Origin of the sequence: Rhodopseudomonas sp., from assembly GCF_048594845.1 — a bacterium.
In the GTDB taxonomy this organism is placed as follows: Bacteria; Pseudomonadota; Alphaproteobacteria; order Rhizobiales; family Xanthobacteraceae; genus Rhodopseudomonas.
In genome coordinates this window covers 1-11,856 of the sequence record NZ_JBMDXE010000391.1, presented here as the reverse complement: position 1 = coordinate 11,856, position 11,856 = coordinate 1, and the positions used below count along the sequence as shown (strand labels likewise).

At 64.8% G+C, this 11,856-nt stretch carries 11 protein-coding genes; 10 read left to right on the top strand and 1 reads right to left on the bottom strand.

Translation table 11 applies throughout. The features are described from left to right. Positions 1-133: 133 nt before the first annotated feature. The 8 genes from ACOJTD_RS26805 to ACOJTD_RS26770 all read left to right on the top strand — a co-directional run bounded on the left by ACOJTD_RS26805 (position 134) and on the right by ACOJTD_RS26770 (position 9,205). Positions 134-841, top strand: coding sequence for a TetR/AcrR family transcriptional regulator (locus tag ACOJTD_RS26805; RefSeq protein ID WP_420135893.1), 708 nt, complete (start codon positions 134-136; stop codon positions 839-841). After that, entirely contained in the window at positions 838-2,031 is a 1,194-nt protein-coding gene (locus tag ACOJTD_RS26800; RefSeq protein WP_420135880.1) for an efflux RND transporter periplasmic adaptor subunit, read from the top strand. The genes ACOJTD_RS26805 and ACOJTD_RS26800 overlap by 4 nt, the downstream gene beginning before the upstream one ends. A 141-nt stretch (positions 2,032-2,172) precedes the next feature. Next, positions 2,173-5,277, top strand: coding sequence for a MexW/MexI family multidrug efflux RND transporter permease subunit (locus ACOJTD_RS26795; protein WP_420135879.1), 3,105 nt, complete (start codon positions 2,173-2,175; stop codon positions 5,275-5,277). A 375-nt stretch (positions 5,278-5,652) separates the two neighbouring features. Then, a complete protein-coding gene (locus ACOJTD_RS26790) occupies positions 5,653-6,903 on the top strand; it encodes an FAD-dependent oxidoreductase (RefSeq protein ID WP_420135878.1) in 1,251 nt (416 codons plus the stop codon). A 171-nt stretch (positions 6,904-7,074) separates the two neighbouring features. Continuing rightward, complete coding sequence (locus ACOJTD_RS26785; protein ID WP_420135877.1) at positions 7,075-7,329, top strand: DUF6489 family protein; 255 nt, start codon at positions 7,075-7,077, stop codon at positions 7,327-7,329. Positions 7,330-7,348: 19 nt separating this feature from the next. Next, entirely contained in the window at positions 7,349-8,137 is a 789-nt protein-coding gene (locus tag ACOJTD_RS26780; RefSeq protein WP_420135876.1) for an alpha/beta hydrolase, read from the top strand. A gap of 46 nt (positions 8,138-8,183) precedes the next feature. Further along, entirely contained in the window at positions 8,184-8,516 is a 333-nt protein-coding gene (locus ACOJTD_RS26775; RefSeq protein ID WP_420135875.1) for a poly(R)-hydroxyalkanoic acid synthase subunit PhaE, read from the top strand. Positions 8,517-8,716: 200 nt separating this feature from the next. Further along, positions 8,717-9,205 carry a phasin family protein gene (locus ACOJTD_RS26770; RefSeq protein WP_420135874.1) on the top strand — a complete coding sequence of 163 codons (489 nt, stop codon included), beginning with the start codon at positions 8,717-8,719 and terminating at the stop codon, positions 9,203-9,205. A gap of 351 nt (positions 9,206-9,556) precedes the next feature. Here the strand turns inward: ACOJTD_RS26770 and ACOJTD_RS26765 are convergent, their stop codons facing one another. Next, positions 9,557-10,234 (bottom strand): TetR/AcrR family transcriptional regulator, encoded by a 678-nt coding sequence (locus ACOJTD_RS26765; protein ID WP_420135873.1) that lies wholly within the window; start codon positions 10,232-10,234, stop codon positions 9,557-9,559. 162 nt (positions 10,235-10,396) lie between these two features. Between ACOJTD_RS26765 and paaA the strand changes: the two genes are divergently transcribed. Together paaA and paaB are read left to right on the top strand one after the other, a co-directional pair. Then, entirely contained in the window at positions 10,397-11,380 is a 984-nt protein-coding gene (gene paaA / locus ACOJTD_RS26760) for a 1,2-phenylacetyl-CoA epoxidase subunit PaaA (RefSeq protein ID WP_420135872.1), read from the top strand. Between the two features lie 34 nt (positions 11,381-11,414). Next, positions 11,415-11,702 carry a 1,2-phenylacetyl-CoA epoxidase subunit PaaB gene (paaB, locus tag ACOJTD_RS26755; RefSeq protein WP_378388376.1) on the top strand — a complete coding sequence of 96 codons (288 nt, stop codon included), beginning with the start codon at positions 11,415-11,417 and terminating at the stop codon, positions 11,700-11,702. Positions 11,703-11,856: the final 154 nt, after the last annotated feature.

Here is an 11,856-nt window from a genome sequence, read left to right as displayed (position 1 = left end):
ATTGGGCCGCGGTCGGGACGGCGGGCGGGTTCGGCTGGCCAAATTGCAACTGTCAGTCAATTTCAGCCTCACGATCTGGTGGATCGGAGCCGAGCCAATTGACAATCGGGCTGGTGAGTGCCTACTCACAACAATGAACTCATTGCGGATGACGCGAGATTTGCGCCGGGAATTGATCCTTGGCGCAGCCAAGCGGTGTTTTGCCCGAAACGGGTTTGCCGGGACCACCACCAAGAGCGTCGCTGCTGCCGCATCGATCTCGGAAGGGTTGCTGTTCAAGCATTTTCCGAGCAAATCGGCGCTCTACGCCGAGATTCTCGCTCAGGAATGCGAGGCCGACCCGGCGCTGGCCGATCTGCTCGATCTGCCGGCGTCGACCGAAACACTGGTTGTGCTGGTTCGAAATCTCGTCGCACATTTCCTGCATGTTTCGGATCAGCCGGACCAGGAAGAAGCTCAGCGGCTGCGGCTGCTGATCACCAGCCAGCTCGAGGACGGCGAATTCGCCCGGCTGGTGTTCGAGAAGATCGCCGGCCTGATCGGGCCGCAGTTTGCCGCTTCGCTGGATCGCGCGGTGGCGGTGGGAGAGGCTGCCCGGGTCGGGTCCGACCCGATGAATTTGTTCTGGCTCGCCCATCAGACGGTGCTGATGGTGGCGCTGGCCCGCTTGCCCGAGCTCCCCAGCCTGACCTATGGAGGCGCTCCGGATTTCGAGCGTCAGACGTGTGAGTACATTTTACGTGGTATTGGACTGAACGAAGCCGTAATTGCCGCCCATCTGGATCGCGAATTGTCGCCCGGTCCGGCGCGCGCGGAAAACGACAGAGAGTGCACAAGATGACGGTTGCCACAGACACCCCGCCCGCGGCGCGGTCGGCCCCTGAAAAGCCGCGGCCAAAGCCGACGCGCCCGATCCGCTGGTTCATCATCGTCGGATTGCTTCTGGCGCTGCTGGTCGGCGGTATCGTCGGCTTCAACGCCTTCCGCAACCACATGATCGCGCAGTTCTTCGCCAACAACAAACCGCCGCCGATCACGGTGTCGGTCGCCGAGGCGAAGTCCGAGGTCGTGCCCAATCTGCTGACCGCGGTCGGCGATCTCGCCGCGGTGCATCAGGTCAACGTCACCTCCGACGTGTCGGGCCGCATCACCGCGATCATGTTCGAGGCGGGCTCGCAGGTGGACAAGGGCGCGCCCCTGGTCCAGCTCTACGATGCTCCGGATCAGGGCGATCTCGCCAACTACAAGGCCCAGGCCAAGGTCGCCGAGCTGTCGCTCGACCGCGCCAAACAGCTCGCCGCGCGCCAGTTCGGCCCGCAGGCGACGGTCGACCAGGCCCAGGCCTCGTTCGACCAGGCCAATGCCGGCATCGCCAAGACCGAAGCGATCATCTCGCAGAAGCTGGTGCGCGCGCCGTTCGACGGCGTGCTCGGCGTCCGTCAGGTCGAAGTCGGCCAGTACCTCACGGCCGGCACCCAGATCGTCTCGCTGACCAACCTGTCGCAGATCTTCGCCAACTTCACCGTGACGGAAAAGGACTCCGGTACGCTGAAGGTCGGCCAGACCGTGCGGCTCAAGGTGGACGCCTATCCGACCCGTCAGTTCGAAGGCAAGATCACGACGATCGAGCCGCAGATCTCGGCCGACACCCGCAACATCAAGGTGCAGGCCACGCTCGACAATCCGGACCACGTGCTGCGGCCGGGCATGTTCGCCACCACCACAGTGGTGTTGCCGGACAAGCCGGCGGTGATCACGGTGCCGGAGACCGCGGTCGACTACACGCTGTACGGCGACTCCGTCTACCTGATCCACGAGGAGAAGGCTCAGGACGGCAAGACCAATCTCACCGCGGTGCGAACTTTCGTGCGCACCGGCGAGCGGATCGGCGGACGTGCGGTGATCCTCAGCGGCGTGAAGGCCGGTGATCGCGTCGTGGCAGTCGGCCAGCTCAAGCTGCAGTCGGGCGCCGCCGTGGCGATCTCCAAGGATCCGCTGCCGCCGACTCCGGCGACGCCGCCGCGCTACTGAGCCAAAGGGCAGGCGGCGCCCTCGGGCGCGCCTCTGCTCGCATGAACAGGTCCGGCCGGCGATCGTCGCCGTCCGGGATTTACTGATCAACCGCACATTCGCTGCGCACGGCGCGCGAGGAGTGCGCCACGGAGCGTCCGGATGGTCATCACCGATATCTTCATCAAGCGGCCGGTGCTGTCGCTCGTGGTCAGCATGCTGATCCTGCTGATCGGCTTTCGCGCGGCGATGACGCTGCCGATCCGGCAGTATCCCAAACTGTCCAATACCGTGGTGACCATCACCACGACCTATCCGGGCGCGTCGCCGGACCTGATGCAGGGCTTCATCACGACGCCGCTGGAACAGGCGGTCGCGTCGGCTGAAGGCGTCGACTACATCACCTCGTCCTCGACCCAGGGCCAGAGCCTGATCACCGTCTACGTCAAGCTGAACTTCGATCCCAATCAGGCGCTCACCGAGGTTCTGGCGAAGGTGAACTCGGTCAAATACTTGATCCCGAAGGAAGCCAACGACCCGGTGATCGTCAAATCCACCGGCCAGACCACGGCGGTGATGTATATCGGCTTCGCCAGCAACGAACTGTCCGGCTCGGCGATCTCCGACTATCTGACGCGCGTGGTGCAGCCGGTGCTGTCGACCGTCGACGGCGTGGCATCCGCCGATATTCTCGGCGGTCAGACCTTCGCGATGCGCATCTGGCTCGATCCGGTGCGGATGGCCGGCCGCGGGGTGGCGGCTTCCGACATCTCCGCGGCGATCGCGGCCAACAACTTCCAGGCCGCGGCCGGTCAGACCAAGGGCTATCTGACCGTCTCCAACATCACGACCAACACCGACCTGCAAAACGTCGATCAGTTCAAACGCATGATCGTCAAGGCGCAAGGTGGCGGCTTCGTGCGCATGGAGGACGTCGCCACCGTTGAATTGGCCGCGCAGAGCACCGACAGCAGCGTGGCGTTCTCCGGAGAGCGCGCGATCTTCATTGGCGTGCAGGCGACGCCGCAGGGCAACCCGCTCAACATCGTCACCGGCGTCCGCGCGCTGTTCCCCGAACTCGAGCGCAACCTGCCGCCGTCGATGACCATGAAGGTCGCTTACGACTCGACCAAGTTCATCCGCTCGTCGATCGACGAAGTGGAGAAGACGCTGATCGAAGCCGTCGGCATCGTCATCGTGGTGATCTTCCTGTTCCTGGCCTCGCTCCGCTCCGTGATCATCCCGGTGGTTACGATCCCGCTGTCGCTGATCGGCGTGTGCACGGCGATGCTGGCGCTCGGCTTCTCGATCAACCTGCTGACGCTGCTGGCAATGGTGCTAGCGATCGGTCTGGTGGTCGACGACGCCATCGTGGTGGTGGAGAACATCCATCGGCATTTGGAGGAGGGGAAGAGTCCGGTCCAGGCCTCCTTGATCGGCGCCCGAGAGATCGTCGGGCCGGTGATCTCGATGACCATTACGCTGGCCGCGGTGTACGCGCCGATCGGCTTCCTCGGCGGTCTCACCGGCGCGCTGTTCCGCGAATTCGCGTTCACGCTGGCCGGCTCGGTGATCGTCTCGGGCATCATCGCGCTGACACTGTCGCCGATGATGTGCTCGGTGCTGCTCAAGCATCAGGAGAGCCAAGGCTGGTTCGCCCGCAAGGTCGACTCCGTGTTCGGCTCGGTCACCCGCTGGTACGGCCGTCAGCTCGACCGCTCGCTCGACTATCGGCCGATCACCGCGCTGTTCGCCGTCGTGATTCTCGGCCTCGTCGGCTTCATGTATATGAACACCGCGAAGGAGCTGGCGCCTGAAGAAGATCAGGGCATCGTGTTCGCGGTGACCAAGGGGCCGAAATACGCCAACATCGACTACTCGAATTTCTATGGCGAGAAGCTCGACAAGGCCTATGCGCAATTCCCCGAGACCGATCTGCGTTTCATCCTGAACGGCACCAACGGCCCGAACAACGGCATCGCCGGCATGCTGCTCAAGCCCTGGGACGAGCGTACGCGCAGCGCCATGAAGCTGAAGCCGCTGGTGCAGGCCGAGCTCAGCAAGATTGAAGGTGTCAACGCTTTCGCCTTCAACCTGCCGCCGCTGCCGGGCGGGCCGGGCGGTCTACCGATCCAGATGGTGATCAACTCCACCGCCGGCTTCCGCGCCGTCTATGAAGAGATGGTCAAGCTCAAGGACGCGGCCCGCAAGAGCGGCCTGTTCATCGTCAGCGACAGCGACCTCGATTTCAACCAGCCGGTGGTTCGGGTGACGATCGATCGCACCAAGGCGAGCGATCTCGGCGTCAACATGCAGCGCCTCGGCTCGACGCTGGCGACGCTGCTCGGCGGCAACTACGTCAACCGCTTCAATCTGGAAGGCCGATCGTATCAGGTTATCCCGCAGGTGCCCCGCATCGATCGCCTGACGCCGCAGTCGCTCGACGGTTACTATGTGGCGAGTGCATCGGGTAAGCAGATCCCGCTATCGACTCTGGTGTCGATCGAGACAGCCACCGACCCGAATGCGCTGTCGCACTACAACCAGCTCAACTCCGCCACCTTCCAGGCGGTGCCGATGCCGGGCGTCACTGTGGGCCAAGCCGTGGACTTCCTCGAGACGCAGGCGAAGAACCTGCCGACCGGGTTCGGCCACGACTATCTGGCCGACGCGCGGCAATATGTGCAGGAGGGCAATCAGCTCGCCATCACCTTCGGCTTCGCGCTGATCATCATCTTCCTGGTGCTCGCCGCGCAGTTCGAATCGTTACGCGACCCGCTGGTGATCATGATCACGGTGCCGATGGCGATCTGCGGCGCGCTGATCCCGCTGTTCTTCGGCGCCGCGACGATCAACATCTACACCCAGGTCGGCCTGCTGACGCTGGTCGGGCTGATCAGCAAGCACGGCATCCTGATGGTCGAGTTCGCGCGCGAACTGCAGATCAAGGAGGCGCTCGACAAGCGCACCGCGATCGAACAGGCAGCGCGGGTGCGGCTGCGGCCGATCCTGATGACCACGGCGGCGATGGTCACCGGCCTGCTGCCGCTGCTCACCGCGTCCGGCGCCGGCGCCGCGAGCCGGTTCTCGATCGGCCTCGTGGTGGTGTCCGGCATGATGATCGGCACGCTGTTCACGCTGTTCGTGTTGCCGGCGGTCTATGTGGCGATCGGCACCGACCATCGCGCAGCCGCCGAGTCGGAGCGGACCAAGCAGATCGAAGACTACGAGATGGAGCACGCTTCGCCGTCACTGAAGCCGACCTGATCGTCGGCTTCACGTCGATCCGCGAAACCACGATATGGCCGGGCATCGTCCCGGCCATTTTCGTTTTGCCTACATTCAATGCGGCCAGCCGCGCTCAGGTCGCGCAGTGACACGGTGGCCGCACGTGATCGCGTTTGCGGCAGATGTCGACATCATGTGCAGATACTGATTGCCCGATTTTATCGCGCACATCGTGCATCCCCTTATGTGTGACGCTTCGATGATCGTACGACGCTCGATGCCGACTTCAGTTGCAACTTTCTGGCGACATGGCGCGCGACAAGCCGGGGTCGATCGTCGCACATATGCAAATCTGGCAGTCCGGCCGCCGTCTGCTGTTTGCGGAATCGCGAAGGTCTGCTTAGCTCACCTTCCATGAAACACGAGACTGATGTTCTGGTGCTCGGCGCCGGCATTGTCGGCGTCAGCGCGGCGTTGCATCTGCAGCAGCGTGGCCGCGACGTGGTGCTGGTCGATCGCAACGCGGCGGCCGGCGACGAGACCAGCTACGGCAATGCCGGGCTGATCGAGGTCGCCTCGGTGCAGCCTTATCTTTTCCCTCGCGATCTCGGGCATCTGCTGCGCTACGCGCTCAATCGCTCGGCGGACGTGCACTATCATCTGTCGGGCCTGCCGGAATTCGGGCCGTGGCTGGTGCGCTATTTCATGGCATCGTCGCCGGAGTCCGCGGCGCGCATCGCCAAGGCGGCGCTGCCGCTGATCCGGCAGAGTCTCGCCGAGCACGAGGCGCTGATCGCGGAGGCCGGGGTGCCGGAGCTGTTGCGCAAGACCGGCTGGATCAAGCTGTTCCGCACCGAGCAGTCGTTCGGCAAGAGCGTTGCCGAACTCGACAGCGTGAAGCGCTTCGGCGTGACTGCCGACGTGCTCGACGATGCGGCGATTGCAGCGCGCGAGCCGAACCTGATGGGGCGATTTGCCGGTGCGATTCATTGGCTCGAGCCCGGCTTTATTCCTGATCCCGGCGCGCTGGTGAAAGCCTATGCGGCGCTGTTCGCGCGCAAGGGGGGCCGCTTCCTGCGCGGCGACGCGCACACGCTGCATCAGCAAAGCGGCGGCTGGCGGGTGACCACCGACGACGGCGTCGTCACCGCGCGCGAAGTGGTGGTGACGCTCGGACCGTGGTCGGATCTGGTGTTCAAACCGCTCGGCTATCGCATCCCGCTTGGCGTCAAGCGCGGTTATCACCAGCACTTCACGCCGCATGGCAACGCGGTGCTGCAGCATCCGGTGCTCGACGCCGATCGCGGCTACTTGCTGGCGCCGATGAATCGCGGCATCCGCCTGACCACGGGCGCGGAGTTCGCGCGTCGTGATGCACCGCCGACGCCGGTGCAGGTGACGCGCGCGCGTGCGCTCGCGCGTGATCTGTTTCCGCTCGGCGCCGCGATCGAAGCTCAGCCCTGGATGGGCGCGCGGCCGTGCCTGCCCGACATGCTGCCGGTGATCGGCAAGGCGCCGCGCCACGAAGGTCTGTGGTTCGATTTCGGCCATCAGCATCACGGCCTGACGCTCGGCCCGGTGACGGGGCGGCTGCTCGCCGACATGATGACCGGCGTGGAGCCGTTCGCTGATCCCACGCCGTTTGCACTCGAACGTTTCGGTTGAGGCGCGCAGGCCACAATTCGGATTGCTTGCATCGCACTGCCAGTCGCGGCGATACTGGCGGTGTTCAGGATGCTCCATGGGGCGTCGCTGGGACGTCCCCTTAGCGTTTCGCGCGAAGCCGAAAACGGTTCGCATCGTCGACACGCGTTACTGCAAGAGTCTGGAGCGGCCATGAAAGTCAACGTCGAGATCGATTGCACCCCCGATGAAGCACGGGCCTTTTTCGGCCTGCCGAACGTGCAGCCGATGCAGAACGCGGTGATGGACAAGCTTCAGCAACAGATGATGTCGAACATCGAGAAGGTGTCGCCGGAGGCCTTGGTGCAGAGCTGGTTCACCTTCGATCCGAAGATTGCCGAACGCTTCCAGGAAATGTTCGTCACGATGGCTGGCCTCGGCAGCACCTTGACGAAGGACAAGAAGTAAGGAGCCGCGAGGAGGCTGCATGCCGGCTGACGACCGCGCGAACGCTCACGATCGCTTGCGTCCGCCGAGCCTCGCGCTGTTGCTCGCGGAGGCGCGCAGCCTGCTCGAATTCAACGCCAGTGTGCTGCTGTCGCCGCTCCTGATGCAGGCGGCCAAGGGCGACGGCCATCCGGTGCTGGTGCTGCCGGGCCTGCTGGCCAGCGATTTGTCGACCGCGCCGCTGCGGCGCTATCTGCGCTATCTCGGCTACGAGCCGTTCGCGTGGGAGCTCGGCCGCAATCTCGGCGGCGTCTATCGGATGCGCGACCGGGTGCGGCGACGGCTGGAGAAGGTCCACGCCGAGACAGGCCGCAGGGTCAGCCTGGTGGGATGGAGCCTCGGCGGCATCTATGCGCGTGACCTCGCGCTGCACGCACCGCAGACGATCCGCAGCGTCGTCACGCTCGGCAGCCCATTCTCCGGCGACATCACCGCCACCAATGCGCGGCGCGTCTATGAGAAACTGTCGGGCGAAGAGCTGGACGGCGTCCGGCTCGAGGATTTGCAGGCTCTGGCCGGCGACATGCCGGTGCCGACCACCTCGATCTATTCGCGCACCGACGGCATCGTGAACTGGCGCACGTCGCGGCTGCGGCCGTCGCCGACCGCCGAGAACATCGAAGTGGTATTGGCGAGCCATATCGGTCTGACGGTCAACGCCGCGGTGCTGTGGGCGATCGCCGACCGGCTGGCGCAGCCCGAAGGCGAGTTCGCGCCGTTCGCCCGCAGCGGTCCGTTCGCGCTGGCCTATGCGCCAGCAGGCCGCTAAGCGAGCTCCGCGGCGGCCCGCATCGAAATCAAGAGGAGGGATCATCATGGGCGACAAGGACAACGACCCGGCGGCGGCCTGGCAGGCGATGCTCGGCGAGATGAGCAAGGGCTTCACCACACTCGCCAACCAGGCGATGGCCTCGCCTGAAATCGCCAAGGCGGTCGGGCAGGTGAGCGGCGCCACCGCCGAGGCGCAGAAGCAGTTCGGCACGATGGTCGAGCAGTATCTGGCCGGCCTCAATCTGCCGACGCGAGCGCAGATGGACGACTTCGAGGCCCGTTTGGCTGCAATCGAGGCCAAGCTCGACCGGCTGGTGGCGGCTGTCGGAGAGGGCGGTGCCGGATCGTCCGGGACGAAACCGTCGCGGGTGAAGTGAGTTGACCCGGCGAAGCTGGCAGTTCGCTCAGGCGGTCTAGCCACAGTCTTGGGCTGCAGAATCAATCATTTAGCCAGAATGGCAATGCTGCATTGCACAATTAATGTTGCAATGCAGCATTGGTGATGCCATATTGAGGGTGTCCCGGGCCGCTCCCGGACGGGGCAGGACCATAGCTCACACGAGGATGGAGACACCCGATGACTGACACGCACACCGACAACCACGAAGCCGCGTTCGATCAGGTCAAGCAGGCGTTCGCGCCGGTGACCGATGCGTTCAAGAGCTTCCAGAACTTGGAAGTTCCGGAAGCCACCCGCGACTTCGTCAAGCGCGCTGCCGGCACCGCCAAGGAAAAGGCTGCCGATCTGCACGCCGGCTCAGAGAAGCTGACTGCGACTCTGGAAGAGGCGGTCGCCAATTCGGTCACCGAAGCGGCGCGGATCACCCGCAACATCCAGCAGGCGATCCACCACGACACCCAGGCCTTCTTCGCCGGCATCGACAAACTCGCTTCGGCGAAGTCGATCAACGAAGCTGTGCAGATCCAGTCGGATCTGGTTCGCTCGCACGGCGAAGTGCTGGTGTCTCGCGCCAAGTCGGCCACCGAATATTTCAGCCGGTTGGCCGCCGACACCGCCAAGTCCGCGCAGGACAATCTGAGCAAGACTTTCAGCAAGTCGGCCTGAGCCGATCCACGCTGAACCTCCCGAGTCCTCAGGCCCGCTCACGCGGGCCTATTTTTTTGGTGATGCTTGAGGCACGAACTGTTGAGACCCTCGTGTATCGCCGCGGGCTAAGGCTGCTCGCTCAGCGGAAATCTCTCCATGCGTCATTCCGGGGCGCGCGTAGCGCGAGCCCGGAATCCATAGCCCCTGTGCTCAGCGATCAGCGCGAAGGTCTCTCCGCGCCCGCCAAAAAGCCGATGCTGCGGCATATGGATTCCGGGCTCGCTGACTGCGTCAGCGCCCCGGAATGACGAACGTGTAGTTTGTATTTGCCGCCGGTGGCTGCTTTCGTCGCGGAGCAGCCGATCGCCCTTACGCCCGCCGCGCCAGCGCGACCGGCGCATCGCTCTTCTTCCGCGCCACCTTCGCCGGCTTGTCGGCCCCACCGTCCACCGCCGCAATCGCCTGCTCGGCGCCGGCGATCATCAGCGTCGTCGCCATTTGCGCGTAGGCTTCGCGGGACAGGCCCTTGCCTTCGCGGAACCAAAGATAGTGCCAGTTCAGCATGCCGAACAGCGACATCGTCAGCGGCTTGAGCAACTGCGGCTTGGCAGCGGCTGCGGGAATCGCCGCGGCGATCGCGTCCGACATCAGCACCACCAGCCGGCGCTCCAGCGCCTTGAGTTCGTCCTGCTGCTCGGCCGGCAGCAGCTTGAGGCTGGAGATTTGTACCTGATGCTCGGCATCGGCGCCGCGATAGGCTTCGAGCAACGCTGCCGAGATGGCGAACAGTCGCTCGGCCGGTTCGGCCTGCTGCGCCGCTTCCTCGACCACGCTCACGAGATGCTGCAGATGATCGGCCAGCAGGTCGAACAGCACCGCGTCCTTGGAGCGGTAGTAGTGGTACATCAGCGCCTTGGAGACGCCGCAAGCGTCGGCGATCATGGTGATCGATGTGCCGGTGTAGCCGTGCTCGGCGAACAGTTTCGCGGAACGCGCCAGGATGCCGAGGCGTTTCTGATCGTAGTCGGTCGCTCGCGTGCGAGCCATGATGCGCAAATTCCCTGAGGCAAACTCGTGGCAGCGCGGCGCGCCGGCGCGCGCTGCGGATGATGCGGTTCCGACACTTGCATTGACCGTCCAATTGGTCAATTATATTTCCAACAAGGCCGGGCTGCAGGGCTCGGGCAACGAGGAACGCCGAGGTCCGCCATGTACACACAGGCGCTCAACACCACCGAAGCCGAGGATCGCAACCTCGAGGACGCCGGCCGCGCCGCGCGGTTCCAGCAGCGGATCGACGCCGAAGAGCGGATCGAGCCGAACGACTGGATGCCGGCCGCCTATCGCAAGACGCTGACGCGGCAGATCTCGCAGCACGCCCATTCCGAGATCGTCGGCATGCTGCCGGAAGGCAACTGGATCACCCGCGCGCCGACGCTTCGCCGCAAGGCGGCGCTGCTCGCCAAGGTGCAGGACGAGTGCGGCCACGGCCTGTATCTCTACGCCGCCGCCGAGACGCTCGGTAGCTCGCGCGAAGAGCTGGTCGATCAGATGCTGAGCGGCAAGGCGAAGTACTCGTCGATCTTCAACTATCCGACGCTGACTTGGGCGGATATCGGCGCGATCGGCTGGCTGGTCGACGGGGCCGCGATCATGAACCAGATCCCGCTGTGCCGCTGTTCCTACGGCCCCTATGCGCGCGCGATGATCCGCGTCTGCAAGGAGGAGTCGTTCCACCAGCGCCAGGGTTACGAGATCATGCTGACTCTGGCCAAGGGCTCGGCCGAGCAGAAGGCGATGGCGCAGGATGCGCTGAACCGCTGGTGGTGGCCGTGCCTGATGATGTTCGGCCCGCCCGACGGCGACAGCCAGCATAGCGACACCTCGACCAAGTGGAAAATCAAGCGCTTCTCCAACGACGAGCTGCGCCAGAAATTCGTCGATGCCACCGTGCCGCAGGCGCACTATCTCGGCCTGACGCTGCCCGATCCCGATCTGAAAAAGAACGTCGACACTGGGCATTGGGAGTACGGCACGATCGACTGGGACGAATTCAAGCAGGTGCTCGCCGGCAACGGCCCCTGCAACCGCGACCGCCTCGCCGCCCGCCGCAAGGCGCACGACCAGGGCGCCTGGGTGCGTGAAGCGGCGGCGGCTTATGCCGAGAAGCGCAAGAAAAAACTCGCGGCGTAAACGTCCGCGGCTCGATATCTCCGGGAGGAGTCTGATGACCACGCCGAACACGCAGCTGTGGGAAGTCTTCATCCGCAGCCGCAACGGCCTCGCACACAAGCACGTCGGCTCGCTGCACGCCGCCGACGCCACGCTGGCGCTGCAGGCCGCCCGCGACGTCTACACTCGCCGCGGCGAAGGCCTGTCGATCTGGGTGGTGCCGTCGAGCGCCATCACGGCGAGCGATCCCGCCGAATCCGGCATGCTGTTCGAGCCCGCCGAGAGCAAGATCTATCGCCACCCGACCTTCTACGACGTGCCGGACGAAGTCGGGCATATGTAGGTCGACTTTGCAGGAAGACGTGCGCGCCGAGCAAGGCCTAACCTCTCCCCGCGCGCGGGGAGAGGTCGACCGGCGAAGCCGGGCGGGTGAGGGGGCGCCTCGACGCAGCCGAGCCGCTCGGCCTCGCGGAGACGGGCGGGGGGCCCCCCCCGCC